Source organism: Labrys sp. Lb11 (assembly GCF_057554225.1).
On the sequence record NZ_BAAJOT010000002.1, the window covers coordinates 789345 to 805352 of the forward strand.

Sequence of the window (16008 nt, forward strand, 5' to 3'; positions counted from 1 at the left end):
GGGACCGCATCCCGCTGCGTCCCGGTCGACCGCGCAACGTTCAGCGTGGCGTATCCGCGAAGGGCAGCGCCACGACCTGGTGCTCGTCCTCGTAGACGACATAGCCGGGACGGCGGGTCCGCAATTCCTCCACCGCGGTGCCGGCCGCCTCGACCAGCCGGGAGAGGCGCCGCAGACGCGCGACATGCTCCCGGGCCGACGCGCGGATCCAGGAGATCGCCGTCTCCTGCGCCCTGGGATAGCGCGAGGTCGTGAACCGGTCCGGCTCGGCCAGGTGAATCCGGAACCAGTCGACGAGCGCATGCAGCTCGGACCGGTCCGGCTCCGCCAAACTGCCATCCCGCAGCAGGGGATAGGCGACCTGGAACACCCCGCTGCGATGGCCATAGGGCGCATGGCGGACATGGGTGACGAATCGGATCAGTTCAGGCCTGTCCATGCCGGTGGGATAGCAGGCCTGCCTTGACGGTGCGCGCACCGACGCGCCGCCGACGTCGCAATCGGCCAACTCGCCGTCGCCGCCCGCCATGAGGACGGGCGGGGCTCGCCTAAGGTCGCTCGATCCTCGGGAGAGCATGGCCATGAACCAGGACGTCATCATCAGCTGCGCCGTGACCGGCGCGGGCGACACCGTCGGCAAGCATCCGGCCATTCCGGTGACCCCCAAGCAGATCGCGGAAGCGGCGATCGAAGCGGCGAAGGCCGGCGCGGCCATCGCCCATCTGCATGTTCGCGACCCCGAGACCGGCAAGGCCGGCCGCAAGCTGGAGCATTACCGCGAGGCGGTGGCGCGCATCCGCGACAGCGGCGTCGACGTGGTGATCAACCTCACCGCCGGCATGGGCGGCGACTTCGTCTTCGACCCGGAGAATCCCGCGACGGGCCGGGCCGGCACCGACATCGCCGACGCCGCCGAGCGCGTCGCCCATGTGGAGGAGCTGAAGCCCGAGATCTGCACGCTCGACTGCGGCTCGCTCAACTTCGGGGACGGCCTGTTCATGGCCACGGCCGACCTCCTGCGCGACATGGCGGCCCGCATCCAGGCCGCCGGCGTCAAGCCGGAGATCGAGTGCTTCGAGCTCGGCCATATCTGGCTGGCGAAGGACCTGATCAAGCGCGGCCTGATCGACGCGCCGCCGCTGTTCCAGCTCTGCCTCGGCATTCCCTGGGGCGCGGAGGCGACCACCGAGACCGTGCTGGCCATGCGCAACCACCTGCCGCCGGACGCCAACTGGGCAGCCTTCGCCATCGGCCGCATGCAGATGCCCTTCGTGGCCCAGTCCGTGCTGCTGGGCGGCAATGTCCGCATCGGCCTGGAGGACAATATCTGGCTCGACCGCGGCGTCCCCGCCTCGAACGGCTCGCTCACCACCCGCGCCCGGGAGATCATCGAGCGGCTCGGCGCCCGGGTGCTGACCCCGGCCGAGGCGCGCCGGAAGCTCGGGCTGAGGCCGGCGGCATGAGCAAGGCCCCGGACCGCGTCCGCAACGAGCGCGAGGGCATCCCCTTCGCCGGCTGGGACGAGGCGCGCCCGGTCCCGGCGCCGCTCGCCTTCCACCGCACGCCGGTGGTCGCGGCCTGGACCGACTACAACGACCACATGACCGAGAGCGCCTTCCTGCTGGTGTTCGGCGAGTCCAGCGACGCCTTCTTCCGATATATCGGCATCGACGAGGCCTATCGGGCGGCCGGCCGTTCGATCTACACGCTGGAGACGCGCATCCACAACCACAGGGAAGCCCATATCGGCGATCCGCTGCGGCTCACCCTGCAGCTCTTCGATCACGACGCCAAGCGCCTGCATGTGCTGCACGCCATGACCAACGAGGCGAGCGGCGCGGTGCTGGCCACGGCCGAGCAGATCCTGGTGCATGTCGACATGCGGGCCGGGCGCTCGACGCCGTTCCCGCCCGAGATCGCCGCACGCATCGCGGCGATCGCCGCCGCCCATGCCGGCCTGCCGGTCCCCGCCAGCGTCGGCCAGCCGCCCGGGCTGAAGAAGCAGGGCTGAGGGTCCTGCCCGTCCACAGCAAAAAGCCGGGCGATCCGCCCGGCTTTCGTTCGAGGCGCCTGGAGCAAAGCGCGTTTTGATGGAAACGCTCGTTGCTCTGACTTCTTGTTTCGACGCGCCTTTGGCTGCGTCCGGGAATAAGTGCTTCACCTCTATTTTGTGAAGCCCCCCTGTGGGCGAGATGGGCTCCATGCCGGACTGCCGCGACGCCCGCGTCTTCCCTCCCCCGGCAAGTCGGATGTTTCCGACTTGCCTTCCTTGTCTGCTCATCTCGGGAACACCCGAGATGGGTGGGGAGGGGACCGGCCGGCGTCGCGCCCGGAGCACTTATTCGCGGACGACGTCTTTGCGACTTGACGCGATTCCGTCAAATCGCAAAACGCTTTAGCGCGCGAGCTCAGCCCTTGGGCAGCTCGACCGGCGAATCGGACTTGTCGTGCAGGAACAGCAGGAGGTCGGCGCGGTCCTGCGGCTTGGCGAGGCCCGGGAACGACATCTTCGTGCCCTTGATGAAGGTCTGCGGCGACTTGATGAAGTGGAAGAAGTCCTCGGGCGTCCACTTCTCGCCCTTGTCGTGCAGGGCCTTCATCGCGTCGGAATAGGCGAAGCCTTCCATATGGCCCTTCGGGCCGCCGATGACGCCGTAGAGGTTCGGGCCGTTACCGGCCTTGCCGCCCTTGTCGATGGTGTGGCAGCTCGTGCACTTCTTGAAGACGGTCGCGCCCCTCTCGGCCGAGGCGGTCTTGAGGAGCTCGGCCAGCGACGGCTCCTGGGCCGCCGGAGCGCTGGCTTCGGAGGTCGGCGCCGCGTCGGGCAGCTCATAGCCGGGCTTGGCCAGCTTTTGCGGCTCGAAGACGATCCCGGCCAGGATGTTGAGACCGAGGGTCAGGATCAGCGTGAATCCGATCACCATCATGATCTTGTTGGTGTCGGTCGTGCTCATCCCCGATTTCGACGTATCCATTCCCGGCTCCAACCGATGCATCCAGGCCCAAGGCTGAGACCCGCTCCGACAGGTTTCGCGCCGTCATGATGACGGCGGGTCTCCCGGTTCGTCTATCCGGTTTGACCCGATGTTTGCAACTCGTATAAACCGCGCGCGCTTGCTACTTTTCGCCGCTCGCCCAGGACGCCCGTGCCCTCTCCCCTCATCCTCATTCCCGCGCGCATGGCCTCGACCCGCCTGCCCGGCAAACCCCTGGCCGCGATCGCCGGCGAACCGATGATCGTGCATGTCTGGCGCCGGGCCTGCGAGGCAAGGCTCGGCCGCGTCGTCGTGGCCACCGACACTCCCGCCATCGTCGAGGCCATGCAGGCCGCCGGCGGCGAGGCGGTGATGACCCGGACCGACCATCCCTCCGGCTCCGACCGCATCTTCGAGGCGCTCGGCGCCGTCGACCCGGACGGGCGGCACGACATCGTCGTCAACGTCCAGGGCGACCTGCCGACCATCGAGCCGGAGATCATCCGCACCGCCTTCGCCACCGTGCTGGACCCGGCCGTCGACATCGCCACCCTGGCCGCGGTGATCACGCGCGATGCCGAAAAGACCGATCCCAACGTGGTGAAGGCCGTCGGCAGCCGGCTCGAGCCCGGGCGCTATCGTGCGCTCTACTTCACCCGCGCCACCGCCCCCTGGGGCGAGGGCGAGCTCCTGCATCACATCGGCCTCTACGCCTATCGGCGTGCCGCCCTCGAGCGTTTCGTCGGCCTGCCGCCCTCCCCGCTCGAGCAGCGCGAACGGCTGGAGCAGTTGCGCGCCCTGGAGGCCGGCATGCGCATCGACATCGCCGTCGTGCCGGCGGTGCCGCTCGGCGTCGACGCCCCGCACGACCTCGACCGGGCCCGGCAGATCCTGGAAGGCAGAACCGCATGACCGCACATCCCCAGACGATCGCCTTCCAGGGCGAGCCCGGCGCCAACTCCCACATCGCCTGCGCCGACGTCTTTCCCCAGGCCAAGCCGCTGCCCTGCGCCACCTTCGAGGACGCCCTGGCGGCCGTCTCCTCGGGCGAGGCCGCCCTCGGCATGATCCCGATCGAGAATTCGGTCGCCGGCCGCGTCGCCGACATCCACCACCTGATGCCGACCTCGGGGCTGCATATCGTCGGCGAATACTTCCTGCCGATCCGCCACCAGCTCATGGCGATCAGGGGCGCGACGCTGGGCACCATCCGCGAGGCGCACAGCCATGTGCAGGCGCTCGGCCAATGCCGCAACACCCTGCGCAAGCTCGGCCTCAAGGCGGTGACCGAGGCCGACACCGCCGGTTCCGCCCGGCTGATGCGCGACTGGCAGGATCCGACCAGGGCGGCGATCGCCTCGCGCCTGGCCGCAGAAATCTACGACCTCGACATCCTGGCCCGGGACATCGAGGACGAGACCCACAACACGACGCGTTTCGTCGTGCTGGCCCGCGAGCCGGACTGGACGCGCGACGCCGACGGCAAGGCGGTGACGACGCTGATCTTCAACGTGCGCAACCTGCCGGCGGCGCTCTACAAGGCGATGGGCGGCTTTGCCACCAACGGCGTCAACATGACCAAGCTGGAAAGCTACATGGTCGGCGGCCATTTCGCCGCCACGCAGTTCTATGCCGACGTGGAGGGCCACCCCGAGGACCCGGGCCTGCGCCGGGCGCTGGAGGAGCTCGCCTTCTTCTCCACCGACATGCGCATCCTCGGCGTCTACCCGCCTCACCCGGCCCGCTGGGAACGCCTGCCGTCGGCGGAATAGGGCGAGGACGGATCATCCTCGGCTCTGCCGGCCCGGGGTCCTGGCCGGCGGAGTTGATCGACGCCAGCACCGCGCCGGAGGCTTTCCGCGCACGATCGATCCCGGGCCCGCGCGGCCCGCTGGGGCGAAGGCCCTCAGCCCCGGTCGAGCACGGCGCTGCTGTCTTCCACGAAGGCCTTCAGGAGGTGATGGGCGATGGCGAAGGCCAGCGGCGCAGCGAGCCCGCCGGGATGAGTCCCGCCCAGCATCGCCGCCACCTCGTCGCGCGAGAACCAGCGTGCATCCTCCAGCTCGTTGTGGTCGATCGCCAGCTCCTCGCTCTCGGCCTCGGCGAAGCAGCCGATCATCAGCGAGGACGGGAAGGGCCAGGGCTGCGAGGCGAAATAGCTGACGCGCGAGCAGGGCACGCCCGCCTCCTCGCGGATCTCGCGGCGCACCGCGTCCTCCACCGTCTCGCCCGGCTCGAGGAAGCCGGCAAGAGCCGAGTACATGCCCGGGGCGAAGCGGGCCTGCCGCCCGAGCAGGCAGCGCTCGCCGTCGATCGCCAGCATGATCACCACCGGATCGACGCGGGGGAAGTGCTGCGCGCCGCAGGCATCGCATTCGCGCCGCCAGCCGGCCGCGGCCACCCGGCTCGCCGCGCCGCAATTGGCGCAGAAGCGGTGCCGGGCGTGCCAGTCGAGCATGGCCTTGGCGCCGCCGAGCTCGCCGAGCGTGGCCTCCGACAACAGGCCGCGCATGGCGATGGAGCGGACGTCCGCAACCTCCAGGCCCTCGCGCGCGCCCAGCGGCTCGGCCAGCGCCTTGTCGATGGTCATGGCGAACAGCGCCGGCCCGGCCGGGTCGACGCCCAGGAACACCTCGCGGACGGTCTCGCCGAACGAAGCGGCCTCGGCCTGGGAGAACAGCGGATCGCGCCCCTCGCCCCGGACCTTCAGCACCGGCTGGTCGCCGGCCAGCACGAAGAAGCGCGTCGCCGGATCGTCCCGCCGGCCGGCGACGAAGGCCTCGTCGTCGCGCCTGTCGGACAGTCGGTCGAGCGGGTTGAGCGAAAAGCCGACGGCGGCGGAACGATCGAAGGGCGGGGTGGCATGCATGGGAGTCTCGTCCAGGTCGAGGGACAGCGTGATCGGAAAGACGGCCGGATCAAGGCGCGAGCCAGATGCGCCGCCGCAGCCGCGCCACCATGTCGGCCCGCGCCGCCTCGCCATAGGGCGCCGCCGGCACCTGCCCCCACACCGGCCGCGGCCAGGCGGCGTCGGTGCGGAAGCGGGCGATGACATGGACGTGCAACTGCGGCACGACGTTGCCCAGCGCTGCGACGTTGAGCTTGTGGCAGCCCGTCTCGGCCTTCAGCGCCTCGGCGACCGCGGTGATCTCGGTCATCAGATGCGCCCGCTCGACGGCGCCGAGCTCGGTGATCTCCGACACGTCGCGCCGGCGCGGCACCAGCAGCAGCCAGGGATAGGTGGCGTCGTCGATCAGCAGCACGTGCGACAGGGCGAGGTCGCCGAGCGGGACGGTGTCCTTGGCAAGCTGCGGATGAAGGGAGAAACCGGATTCGGGCATGGGCTATCGCGTCGCGGGGAGGCCGCACCATAGCGGGCGAGGCCGCGATGCGCGAGCGCCGATCGCGGCCCGCTCACTCCAGGGTGGTGCGCCGAGCCCGCATGCCCCCCGTCCGCGCCTTCAGGCGGCTTCGCTGCGGCCGGCATGGACGTGGTCGACGATGCCCCAGGCCAGCGCCTCCTCCGCCGTCATGAAGCGGTCGCGGTCGAGGGTGCGCTCGACCTCCTCGAGGGTGCGGCCGCAATGCCTGGCATAGAGGTCGTTCACCCGGCGCTTGGTGCGGGCGATGTTCGCGGCATGGAGCTCGATGTCGGAGACCTGGCCCTGGAAGCCGCCGGAGGGCTGGTGCACCATGATGCTGGCGTTGGGCAGGGCGATGCGCAGCCCGGCCGTGCCGGCCATCAGCAGGAACGAGCCGATGGAGTAGGCCGCGCCCATGCACAGGGTCGAGATCGGGCAGCGGACGTACTGCATCGTGTCGTAGATGGCGAGGCCGCTGGTCACCACGCCGCCCGGCGAGTTGATGTAGAGCGCGATCTCCCTCGCCGGATTCTCCGCTTCCAGGAACAGCAGCTGCGCGCAGATCAGGGCGGCGACGGTGTCGTCGACCGGACCGTTGAGAAAGATGATCCGCTCGCGCAGCAGGCGCGAATAGATGTCGAAGGATCGTTCGCCGCGGTTCGATTGCTCGACCACCATCGGCACGAGGTTCAGGGCGTTGGTCATCGATGACCTCTCGTCACGGAGTTCGGTTCAGGCGGCGCAGCGCAGGCCGCCGGGCCTGTTGCAATTGGCGGCCGGTGCCGGCTCTCCGGTCCGGCGCGTCCCGGCAAGGCCGCTATGGACGATGCGCAGATGCGTGCCGCCGGCGGCGGTGCCGGCAAGATGGAAGGTGACCGCGCTGGCCGGGCCGCGCCCGTCCTCGCCGTCGCCCCGGCTCTCCTGCCAACTGTAGCGCAGCAGCCGGTTCGGCTCGGCCGCCAGCACCGTGCAGTCGATCCGCTCGCTCAGGCCGGCCGCTTTGCCGGCAAAGGAGAACGTCGAGCCGACTGCCGGATCGAGCGTGTTCGGCAAGAGCCAGGCGGCGACCATCTCGCGCACCGTCAGGGCCCGCCAGACCGTCTCGGGCGGCGCGTCGAGCTCGCATTCGGTGACGACGGCGTCGTCGGGGCCGTCCAGGTCGCCATGCCCGGTCATTGGTCGATCTCCCTGAGCAGATGCTTGAGCTTCTCGATCCGCGACGGCCAGAAGGCCCGGTAGCGGCCAATCCAGTCGACGATCGGCGCCAGTCCGTCCGGTTCGACGCGATAATAGGCGCGGCGGCCGTCGCGCCGCTCCGCCACCAGCCCGGCCCCCCGCAGCACCGCCAGATGCTGCGAGATCGCCGGCTGGGAAATGTCGAAGCCGGCCTTCAGCGCCGACACGCTCATCTCGCCCTGGCTCAGCCGCTCGAACACGGCGCGGCGGGTGGGATCGGCCAGGGCCCGGAAGATGTCGGTTTCGATCATGCCGGAAACATAAGCAGATACTTATGAATCGTGCAAGCCCCTCCTGCCAGGCTGCCGGGCCATGCGACCCGACCGGGTGCGGAGAGGCCCGCCAAACGGCAGCGGACCTCCGCTCACGCCCTGGGCCTGGACGGAGAAGTCGGCCTTGCCGACGCCATAGACACAGGACTGGCCGCCGATCATTGTGGTTCGGCGCTTCGCCCGCCCTGCGGGCGGCGAGCCGTCCCGTGCGCCTATCCCAGCACCACCAGGAGGTCCTTGGCGTCGATCTGCGCGCCGGGAGCCACCAGGATCTCCGCCACCGTGCCGTCGCGCGCCGCGTGCAGGGCCGTCTCCATCTTCATGGCCTCGATGGTCAGCAGCACGTCGCCGGCCTTGACCGGCTGGCCCTCGCGCACCGCCACTGTCGAGATCGCGCCGGGCATGGGCGCGGCGACATGCGCCTCGTTGCCGTCCTCGGCCTTGCGGCGCGCCTTCACCTTGGCGACCGCCGAGCGGTTCGGCACGCGGATGATGCGCGGCTGGCCGTTCAGCTCGAAGAAGACGCGGACCTGCCCCTCCTCGTCGGTGTCGCCCAGCGTCAGCAGGCGGATGAGCAGCGCCTTGCCCCGCTCGATCTCGATGGTCAGGTCCTCGCCCGGCTTCATGCCGTAGAAGAACACCGGCGTCGGCAGGACCGCCACCGGACCATATTTGCGCAGCGCCCCGGCATATTCGGCAAAGACCTTGGGGTACATCAGGTAGGAGGCGAGCTCGTCCTCGTCGACGGCCCGGCCGATCTTCGCCTCGGCCTCCGCCCTCGCCTTGTCGAGGTCGGCCGCCGGCAGCAGCGAGCCCGGCCGCGCCGTGATCGGCGCCTCGCCCTTCAGCGCCTTGTGCTGCAGGGCCTTCGGCCAGCCGCCGGTCGGCTGGCCGAGATCGCCACGCAGCATCTCCACCACCGAGGCGGGGAAGGCGACGTCGCGGGCCGGATCCGCCACCTCCTGCGGCGTCAGGCCCTGCGCCACCATCATCAGCGCCATGTCGCCGACCACCTTCGAGGACGGCGTCACCTTGACGATGTCGCCGAACAGGTCGTTGGCGGCGCGATAGGCCTTGGCCACCTCGTGCCAGCGCGTGTCGAGGCCGAGCGCCCGGGCCTGCTCCTTGAGATTGGTGAACTGGCCGCCGGGCATCTCGTGCAGGTAGACCTCGGAGGCGCCGGCCTTCAGGTCGCTTTCGAAGGCGGCGTACTGCGTGCGCACCGCCTCCCAGTAGAACGAGATCTGCCGGATCGCCTCAGGGTCGAGGCCGGTGTCCCGCTCGCCATGGCGCAGCGCTTCGACGATCGAGCCGAGGCAGGCCTGCGAGGTCGTGCCGGACATCGCGTCCATCGCCGCGTCGACGGCATCGACGCCCGCCTCGATCGCCGCCAGCACCGTGGCACCGGCGATGCCGGAGGTGTCGTGGGTGTGCAGGTGGATCGGCAGGCCGACCTCGCGCTTCAGCGCCGACACTAGCCGCCGGGCCTGGGCCGGCTTGAGCAGGCCGGCCATGTCCTTGATGCACAGGATGTGGCAGCCGGCCTTCTCCAGTGCCTGGGCCGTGCGGACGTAATAGGCAAGGTCGTATTTGGAGCGTGCGGGATCGAAGATGTCGCCGGTGTAGCAGATCGCGCCTTCGGCCAGTTTGCCGGCCTCCAGCACCGCGTCGATGGCGACGCGCATGTTCTCCACCCAGTTGAGGCAGTCGAACACGCGGAACAGGTCCATGCCCGCCGCCGCGGCGCGCCCGACGAAGTGCCTGACCACATTGTCGGGATAGTTGGTGTAGCCGACCGCATTGGCGCCGCGCAGCAGCATCTGCGTCAGCACGTTCGGCGCCCGCTCGCGAATCAGCGCCAGGCGCTCCCACGGATCTTCGCTGAGAAAGCGCATGGCGACGTCGAAGGTGGCGCCGCCCCAGCATTCCAGCGACAGGAGCTGCGGCACGCCGACGGCATAGGCCGCGGCGATGCCGGCAATGTCGTGGGTGCGCATCCGCGTCGCCAGCAGCGACTGGTGGGCGTCGCGCATGGTGGTGTCGGTGACCAGCACCCGGCTCTCGTCGCGCATCCAGGCGGCGAACTTCGCCGGCCCGAGGGCCTCCAGCCGCTGCCGGGTGCCGGGCTCGGCCTTGCCGGGGAAGACCGGCGCCACCGGCGTGCGCGCCTCGGCCGGCGGCCGCGCCCGGCCGCGAGCCTCGGGATGGCCGTTGACGGTGACGTCGGCGATGTAGGTCAGCAGCTTGGTGGCCCGGTCGCGCCGCTTGGCGAACTGGAACAGCTCCGGCGTCTCGTCGATGAAGCGGGTGGTGTAGGCGTTGGTCCGGAACTTCGGATGCTTGAGCACCGCTTCCAGGAAGGGCAGGTTCGTCGCCACGCCGCGGATGCGGTATTCGCGCAGCGCCCGGTCCATGCGGGCGATCGCCTCGTTCGGCGTGTTGGCCCAGGCGGTGACCTTCTCCAGCAGCGGGTCGTACCAGCGCGTCACCACCGCGCCCGAATAGGCCGTGCCGCCGTCGATGCGGATGCCGAAGCCCATGGCGCCGCGATAGGCGGTGATGCGGCCATAGTCCGGGATGAAGTTGTTCTCGGGATTCTCGGTGGTCAGCCGGCACTGGATGGCATGGCCGCGCATGAAGATATCGGCCTGCGGCGGGATGCCCACCTCATAGGCGCCGTCCGCCACCTGCTTGCCGATGCGCCCGCCCTCGGCGATGCGGATCTGCGCCTTGACGATGTCGAGGTCGGTGACGACCTCGGTCACCGTATGCTCGACCTGGATGCGCGGATTGACCTCGATGAAGTAGAACCTGCCCGTGTCGGCATCCATCAGGAACTCGACCGTGCCGGCACCGGCATAGTCGGTGCCGCGGCCGATCTTCAGCGCCGCCTCGCACAGGGCCTCGCGCGTGTCCGGGGCGAGATAGGGGGCCGGGGCGCGCTCGATCACCTTCTGGTTGCGGCGCTGGATCGAGCAGTCGCGCTCATAGAGGTGCACCAGCGTGCCGTGCCGGTCGCCGAGGATCTGCACCTCGACATGGCGGGCGCGGCGCACCAGCTTCTCCAGATAGACCTCGTCCTTGCCGAACGCCGCTTTGGCCTCGCGCCTGGCGGTCGTCACCGCGTCGATCAGCTTGTCCTCGCTCTCGATCGGCCGCATGCCGCGCCCGCCCCCGCCCCAGGAGGCCTTCAGCATCACGGGGTAGCCGATCTCCCGGGCCATCAGCCGGATCGCCTCGGCATCGTCCGGCAGCGGCTCGGTCGCCGGCATCACCGGCACGCCGACCGAGACCGCCAGGTTGCGCGCGTCCACCTTGTTGCCGAGCGTGCGCAGGGTCTTGGGCGAGGGACCGATGAAGACGATGCCCGCCGCCGCGCAGGCCTCGGCGAATTCCGGGCTTTCCGAGAGCAGGCCATAGCCGGGATGGATGGCGTCGGCCCTGGCGTCGCGGGCGACGCGGATCACCTCGTCGATCGACAGATAGGCCTCGACCGGCCCCTTGCCCCTGCCGATCTGGTAGGCCTCGTCAGCCTTGAAGCGGTGGAGCGACAACTTGTCCTCCTCCGCATAGACCGCGATGGTGGAGATGCCGAGCTCGGTCGCGGCACGGAACACGCGGATGGCGATTTCGGAACGGTTGGCGACGAGGAGGCGGCGGAAGGGCGGACGCATGGGCGTTCGGGACTCCGGAGGGGCGGCATTCTTGTTGCAACGCAAGAGAACACGCAATCGCTTCGGCGCCAAATCTCGAGGCTTGCCTGGGAGCCGGGCGAGGATCACTTATCCTGAAGGTCCGCCGGGGAGCCCGATACGCGACGAGATGCCGCCATGGCCGACACCGCCCGGAAGATACAGCCCGCAACGCCCCGGATCGATCCGGTCGGCACCGTCGCCGCCGACATGGCCGGCCGCGATCCACGCATGATGGGACCGCTGTTCGCCGGCATGGATCAGAATCCCTTCGTGTTCTTTCGCGCCAGCGCGCCGCTGTTCATGTCCCGCCTGGTCGAGCACGGCCTGCCGCCTTCGCCGCTCGGCTGGATGACCGGCGACCTGCATGTCGAGAATGTCGGCGCCTATCGCGACGCCGACGGCGAGATCGCCATCGACCTCGACGATTATGACGAGGCCGCGCTGCTGCCGGGAGGCGTCGACCTCGTGCGTCTCATGGCCAGCATCCTGTCGGCCCTGCATAGCCTCGGCATGCCGGACGGGGAGGCGCGCAGCCTCGCCGAGGGCGCGCAGCACCGCTATGCCGCCACCCTCGCCGCGGGGGAGGCGCAGGCGATCGACGGGACCGATGCCCGCGGCGTCTATGCCGACCTGGTGACGGAGCTCCGGGCGCGGCGCCGCGCCGGCTTCATCGCCGCCCGCACCGTGGTCGAGGACGGCAGCCGCGCCATCATCACCGCCAACGGCAAGGCGCTGCCGCTCCGGGCGGACCGCGACGTCGCCCCCGTCATCGCCGCCCTGGAGGCCTTCGCCCGGACCCAGCCCGATCCCGCCTTCTTCGCCGTGCGCGACGTCGTCGCCCGCATCGCCGGCGCCGGCTCGCGCGGCACCGAGCGCTACCTGGTGCTGGTCCGCGGCAAGGGCGCCCCCGCCTCCGGCGCGCTGATCGACCTCAAGCACGCCATGCCGCCGTCCACCGCCCCGATCCTCGGCCAGGCCCAGCCGGCCTGGCCGGACGAGGCCACCCGCGTCGTCACCGTGCAGGCGCGGGCCCAGGCCTCTCCCATGGCCCTGCTCGCGTCCCTGGCCGTGGGCGACCGCTCCTTCGTCGTCCGCGAGCTCCAGCCGCGGGAGCGCCGGCTGGAGCTCGCGGACCTCGCCAACCGGCCGCGCAAGCTCGCCAGCGCCTTCAACACCATGGCCAGCCTCGCCGCCTCGAGCGCCCTGCGCACCGCCGGCTGGAAGGGTGCCGACACAGCCAAAGCCTGGCGGGCCTTCGGCCGCGACGGCGCCCGCTCGCCGGCCTGGCTGGCCGCGGCCGTGTCGCTGGAGGCCCAGTCCGCGGCCGATCACGCGGTCTTCGCCGAGGCCTGGCAGGCACACGACCCCAGGCTGACGGCCCTGACGGAGACAGCATGATCGAAGCCGACCTGCACCTCGCCGCCCGCCTGCTCGCCGGCATGGCCGCAGGCATGATGATCGGCGCCAACCGCACCCGTCACCACCGCGGCATCGGCGTGCGCACGCTCGGGCTGGTCGGCCTCGGCTCCGCCCTCGCCGTCGCGCTCTTCGACGGCGCCTCCGACGCGAACGCCGCCAGCCGCGCCGTGCAGGGCCTGCTCACCGGCGTCGGTTTCCTCGGCGCCGGCGTAATCCTGCACCGGGCCAACGAGGATGTGCCGCGCGGCCTCACCACGGCTGCCGCCATCTGGGTCACCGCCATGCTCGGCGCCGCCGCCGGCGCCGGCGCCTGGGTGCCGGTGATCAGCGGCACGGTCCTGGCCATCATCCTGCTGCTGGTCGGCGCCTATCTCGACCGGCTCTTCGGCGGCGAGGGCAACGATCCCACCGGCGGTGGCGGCAGTGGCCCGCCGCCGGCCTGAGCTCTGAGCCCTGAGCCGGGTCCTGAACGGCAGGAAGCCCCGCAGGGGTGTGCGGGGCTTCCTCGAGTGCCGAGGCCATGTCCGGGCGCGACGGTGGCTCGACCCCCGATCTCGATTGGCAGCGCGTCTGCGCTGATCACGGTTCTACCCCGACGCCGCCGCGCGCGGCGTGCGCAATGGCACAGCGGACGCCGCGCCTTTCGCGATTCCCGCCGCCGGCCTATGAAGAGCCATGATCGACAAGCTCGAATTCCTGATCGCGCTGTCGCGCGAGCGTCATTTCGGCCGGGCCGCGGAGGTCTGCGGCGTCACCCAGCCGACGCTTTCGGCCGGCCTGAAACAGCTCGAGGGCGAGCTCGGCGTCCTCCTGGTGGCGCGCGGCTCGCGCTTCCAGGGCTTCACCGCGGAAGGCGAGCGTGTGCTGGACTGGGCTCGCCGCATCGTCGGCGACGCCCGCGCCATGCGCCAGGAGGTGGACAGCCTGAAGCGCGGCCTCCACGGCCACCTCACCATCTCGGTGATCCCGACGGCCCTGTCGATGATCGCCTCCCTGACCACGCCCTATCGCGCCCGCCACCCCAACGTCACCTTCACCATCCTGTCGCGGACATCCGCCGAGGTGCTGAAGGAGTTGGAGGACCTCGCCATCGACGCGGGCATCAGCTATCTCGACAACGAGCCGCTCGGGAAGGTCTCCGCGGTCGAGCTCTATCGCGAGAGCTATCGCCTGCTCACGGCGGCGGACGGCGAGTTCGGCCGGCGCGAACGCGTCAGCTGGGCCGAGGTCGGCCGGGTGCCGCTCTGCCTGCTCACGCCCGACATGCAGAACCGCCGCATCGTCGACCAGCTGCTGCGCGGCGCCGGCGTCGACGTGGCGCCGACGCTGGTCTCCAACTCCATGCAGGTGCTGCTCAGCCATGTCCGCACCGGGCGCTGGTCGAGCGTCATGCCCTCGATCCTGGTCGAGACGCTCGGCGTCGGCGAGCGGGTGCGCTCGATCCCGATCGTCGAGCCGGACGTGCACCATCTCGTCGGCCTGGTGGTGCCGCGGCGCGAGCCGCAGACGCCGCTGGTCGCGGCCCTCATCACCGAGGCCCGCCGTTTCGCCGCCAGGGCCGCCTGACACGCCAAGGGTTCGGCGGATACGGGCCGCCTCCCACCGGCATCCCCGCCTTGACGCTGCCGCCGCCCCCCCGTCATAACTCGCGCGAGGGACGGACGCAGATGACAGGACGCATGACCGACGCCGCCCGGGGCTCCGCCCCGGCGGAAAGCACCGCGATCGCCGCCGCCCGGCTGCCCAAGATCGCCTGGGGCAAGGGCGTCTATCTCGCCGACACCGCGGGCAGGCGCTACATCGACGGCTCCGGCGGCCCGGCCGTCTATTGCCTCGGCCACGGCAACGAGGAGGTCAACGAGGCGATCCGGCAGCAGCTCGACCGCATCGCCCACGGCTACCGCTACAACTTCACCTCCGATCCGCTCGAGGAGTTGACCGAGCAGGTCGCCCAGGCCTGCGGCGGCGACCTCCGGCACATGGTGTTCGTCTCCGGCGGCTCGGAGGCGGTCGAATCGGCGCTGAAGCTCGCCCTGCAGGTCCAGGCCGCACGCGGCGAGCCCTCGCGCCGGCGCTTCATCGCCCGCGAGCGCTCCTGGCATGGCAACACCCTCGGCGCCCTGGCGCTGTCGGGGTTTCGCGAGCGCCGCGCCGTGTTCGAGGGCGCGCTGGTCGAGGTGCCGCGCCTCTCGCCGGTCAACGCCTATCGCCCGCCCGCCGGCGTCGCGCCGGATGAGGTGGCGGCCCATTGCGCCCGCGAGCTGGAGGACAAGATCCTGGAGCTCGGCCCCGGGACGGTGGCGGCCTTCGTGTTCGAGCCGGTGGTCGGCGCCGCCGGCGGCGTGGTGCCGGCCCCGCCCGGCTATGCCCGTCTGGTGCGCGAGATCTGCGACCGCCACGGCGTGGTCATGATCGCCGACGAGGTGATGTGCGGCGCCGGGCGCTGCGGCACCTGGCGGGCGCTGGAGCATGACGGCGTCGCCCCGGACATCATGCCGATCGCCAAGGGCCTGGCCGGCGGCTATCTGCCACTCGGCGCCGCGGTCTACTCGGATCGCATCGCCGAGCCGATCCTGCGGGTGCATGGCGGGCCGATGACCGGCCACACCTTTACCGGGCACACCGCTGCCTGTGCCGCCGGCGCCGCCGTGCAGCGCATCGTGGCGCGCGAGCGCCTGGTCGAGCGTGTGCACGAAAAGGGGCCGCTGCTGCAGCGCCTGCTGGCGGACGCGCTGGCCGGGATCGAGTCCGTCGGCGACATCCGCGGCCGCGGCTACTTCGTCGGCATCGAGTTCGTCGCCGACCGGGCGTCGAAGCGCCCCTTCCCGATCGACCGCGGCCTGTTCCTGCGCATCCGCCAGCACGCCATGGACGGCGGCCTGATCTGCTATCCCTCCGGCGGCAATGTCGACGGCATTGACGGCGACACCGTGATCATCGCTCCACCCTATATCGCCACCGACGCGGAGCTGGCCGAGATCGCCGACAAGTTCGGGACGGCGGCGCGCAAGGCCCTCGCCGAGATCGGCGCCGGCTGAAAGGACATCCC

The 16008-nt window shown here is 70.7% G+C and carries 16 protein-coding genes; 8 read left to right on the forward strand and 8 right to left on the reverse strand.

All coding sequences use genetic code 11. The features are described from left to right. Positions 1-40: 40 nt before the first annotated feature. Positions 41-598, reverse strand: a complete 558-nt coding sequence (locus AC27L4_RS08830; protein ID WP_487141711.1) for a hypothetical protein — start codon at positions 596-598, stop codon at positions 41-43. Here AC27L4_RS08830 and AC27L4_RS08835 point away from each other — a divergent pair. Both AC27L4_RS08835 and AC27L4_RS08840 read left to right on the forward strand, forming a co-directional pair. After that, the gene (locus AC27L4_RS08835; protein ID WP_487141712.1) at positions 582-1463 is read left to right on the forward strand and encodes a beta-keto acid cleavage family enzyme; all 882 of its coding nucleotides are present in this window, start codon (positions 582-584) and stop codon (positions 1461-1463) included. The two genes, AC27L4_RS08830 and AC27L4_RS08835, sit on opposite strands and share 17 nt — an antisense overlap. After that, positions 1460-2011 carry a thioesterase family protein gene (locus AC27L4_RS08840; protein ID WP_487141713.1) on the forward strand — a complete coding sequence of 184 codons (552 nt, stop codon included), beginning with the start codon at positions 1460-1462 and terminating at the stop codon, positions 2009-2011. Before AC27L4_RS08835 ends, AC27L4_RS08840 begins: the two co-directional genes overlap by 4 nt. Before the next feature lie 397 nt (positions 2012-2408). Here the strand turns inward: AC27L4_RS08840 and AC27L4_RS08845 are convergent, their stop codons facing one another. Beyond that, positions 2409-2954, reverse strand: a complete 546-nt coding sequence (locus AC27L4_RS08845; protein WP_487141714.1) for a c-type cytochrome — start codon at positions 2952-2954, stop codon at positions 2409-2411. A gap of 192 nt (positions 2955-3146) precedes the next feature. Between AC27L4_RS08845 and AC27L4_RS08850 the strand changes: the two genes are divergently transcribed. Next, positions 3147-3887, forward strand: coding sequence for a 3-deoxy-manno-octulosonate cytidylyltransferase (locus tag AC27L4_RS08850; RefSeq protein WP_487141715.1), 741 nt, complete (start codon positions 3147-3149; stop codon positions 3885-3887). Next, positions 3884-4747, forward strand: coding sequence for a prephenate dehydratase (locus tag AC27L4_RS08855; RefSeq protein WP_487141716.1), 864 nt, complete (start codon positions 3884-3886; stop codon positions 4745-4747). Before AC27L4_RS08850 ends, AC27L4_RS08855 begins: the two co-directional genes overlap by 4 nt. Before the next feature lie 134 nt (positions 4748-4881). Here AC27L4_RS08855 and nudC read toward each other — a convergent pair whose 3' ends face one another. The 6 genes from nudC to pyc all read right to left on the reverse strand — a co-directional run bounded on the left by nudC (position 4882) and on the right by pyc (position 11519). Further along, entirely contained in the window at positions 4882-5844 is a 963-nt protein-coding gene (gene nudC / locus AC27L4_RS08860) for an NAD(+) diphosphatase (RefSeq protein ID WP_487141717.1), read from the reverse strand. Between the two features lie 49 nt (positions 5845-5893). Then, on the reverse strand, positions 5894-6316 hold the full coding sequence (locus AC27L4_RS08865; protein WP_487141718.1) for an HIT family protein: 423 nt from the start codon (positions 6314-6316) through the stop codon (positions 5894-5896). Positions 6317-6436: 120 nt separating this feature from the next. After that, complete coding sequence (locus AC27L4_RS08870) at positions 6437-7042, reverse strand: ATP-dependent Clp protease proteolytic subunit (RefSeq protein ID WP_487141719.1); 606 nt, start codon at positions 7040-7042, stop codon at positions 6437-6439. Between the two features lie 27 nt (positions 7043-7069). Then, positions 7070-7513, reverse strand: coding sequence for an SRPBCC family protein (locus tag AC27L4_RS08875; protein ID WP_487141720.1), 444 nt, complete (start codon positions 7511-7513; stop codon positions 7070-7072). Continuing rightward, on the reverse strand, positions 7510-7824 hold the full coding sequence (locus AC27L4_RS08880; RefSeq protein ID WP_487141721.1) for an ArsR/SmtB family transcription factor: 315 nt from the start codon (positions 7822-7824) through the stop codon (positions 7510-7512). The genes AC27L4_RS08875 and AC27L4_RS08880 overlap by 4 nt, the downstream gene beginning before the upstream one ends. Before the next feature lie 233 nt (positions 7825-8057). Beyond that, complete coding sequence (gene pyc, locus AC27L4_RS08885; protein ID WP_487141722.1) at positions 8058-11519, reverse strand: pyruvate carboxylase; 3462 nt, start codon at positions 11517-11519, stop codon at positions 8058-8060. Between the two features lie 156 nt (positions 11520-11675). Here pyc and AC27L4_RS08890 point away from each other — a divergent pair, with 156 nt between their 5' ends. The 4 genes from AC27L4_RS08890 (at position 11676) to AC27L4_RS08905 (ending at position 15997) form a co-directional block, all read left to right on the forward strand. Beyond that, positions 11676-12938, forward strand: a complete 1263-nt coding sequence (locus AC27L4_RS08890; RefSeq protein WP_487141723.1) for a DUF2252 family protein — start codon at positions 11676-11678, stop codon at positions 12936-12938. Further along, the gene (locus AC27L4_RS08895) at positions 12935-13402 is read left to right on the forward strand and encodes an MgtC/SapB family protein (protein ID WP_487141724.1); all 468 of its coding nucleotides are present in this window, start codon (positions 12935-12937) and stop codon (positions 13400-13402) included. Before AC27L4_RS08890 ends, AC27L4_RS08895 begins: the two co-directional genes overlap by 4 nt. 232 nt (positions 13403-13634) lie before the next feature. Next, a complete protein-coding gene (locus AC27L4_RS08900) occupies positions 13635-14525 on the forward strand; it encodes a LysR family transcriptional regulator (RefSeq protein WP_487141725.1) in 891 nt (296 codons plus the stop codon). A gap of 113 nt (positions 14526-14638) precedes the next feature. Then, complete coding sequence (locus AC27L4_RS08905) at positions 14639-15997, forward strand: aspartate aminotransferase family protein (protein ID WP_487141726.1); 1359 nt, start codon at positions 14639-14641, stop codon at positions 15995-15997. Positions 15998-16008: the final 11 nt, after the last annotated feature.

What these genes read in the sequence shown, in the direction of transcription:
- AC27L4_RS08890 (WP_487141723.1), top strand. Translation starts at nt 11,676, where the DNA reads ATGGCCGACACCGCCCGGAAGATACAGCCCGCAACGCCCCGGATCGAT.
- AC27L4_RS08845 (WP_487141714.1), bottom strand. Translation starts at nt 2,954, where the DNA reads ATGAGCACGACCGACACCAACAAGATCATGATGGTGATCGGATTCACG.
- nudC (WP_487141717.1), bottom strand. Translation starts at nt 5,844, where the DNA reads ATGCATGCCACCCCGCCCTTCGATCGTTCCGCCGCCGTCGGCTTTTCG.
- AC27L4_RS08855 (WP_487141716.1), top strand. Translation starts at nt 3,884, where the DNA reads ATGACCGCACATCCCCAGACGATCGCCTTCCAGGGCGAGCCCGGCGCC.
- AC27L4_RS08875 (WP_487141720.1), bottom strand. Translation starts at nt 7,513, where the DNA reads ATGACCGGGCATGGCGACCTGGACGGCCCCGACGACGCCGTCGTCACC.
- AC27L4_RS08830 (WP_487141711.1), bottom strand. Translation starts at nt 598, where the DNA reads ATGACGTCCTGGTTCATGGCCATGCTCTCCCGAGGATCGAGCGACCTT.
- AC27L4_RS08905 (WP_487141726.1), top strand. Translation starts at nt 14,639, where the DNA reads ATGACCGACGCCGCCCGGGGCTCCGCCCCGGCGGAAAGCACCGCGATC.
- AC27L4_RS08895 (WP_487141724.1), top strand. Translation starts at nt 12,935, where the DNA reads ATGATCGAAGCCGACCTGCACCTCGCCGCCCGCCTGCTCGCCGGCATG.
- pyc (WP_487141722.1), bottom strand. Translation starts at nt 11,519, where the DNA reads ATGCGTCCGCCCTTCCGCCGCCTCCTCGTCGCCAACCGTTCCGAAATC.
- AC27L4_RS08865 (WP_487141718.1), bottom strand. Translation starts at nt 6,316, where the DNA reads ATGCCCGAATCCGGTTTCTCCCTTCATCCGCAGCTTGCCAAGGACACC.
- AC27L4_RS08870 (WP_487141719.1), bottom strand. Translation starts at nt 7,042, where the DNA reads ATGACCAACGCCCTGAACCTCGTGCCGATGGTGGTCGAGCAATCGAAC.
- AC27L4_RS08840 (WP_487141713.1), top strand. Translation starts at nt 1,460, where the DNA reads ATGAGCAAGGCCCCGGACCGCGTCCGCAACGAGCGCGAGGGCATCCCC.
- AC27L4_RS08880 (WP_487141721.1), bottom strand. Translation starts at nt 7,824, where the DNA reads ATGATCGAAACCGACATCTTCCGGGCCCTGGCCGATCCCACCCGCCGC.
- AC27L4_RS08835 (WP_487141712.1), top strand. Translation starts at nt 582, where the DNA reads ATGAACCAGGACGTCATCATCAGCTGCGCCGTGACCGGCGCGGGCGAC.
- AC27L4_RS08900 (WP_487141725.1), top strand. Translation starts at nt 13,635, where the DNA reads ATGATCGACAAGCTCGAATTCCTGATCGCGCTGTCGCGCGAGCGTCAT.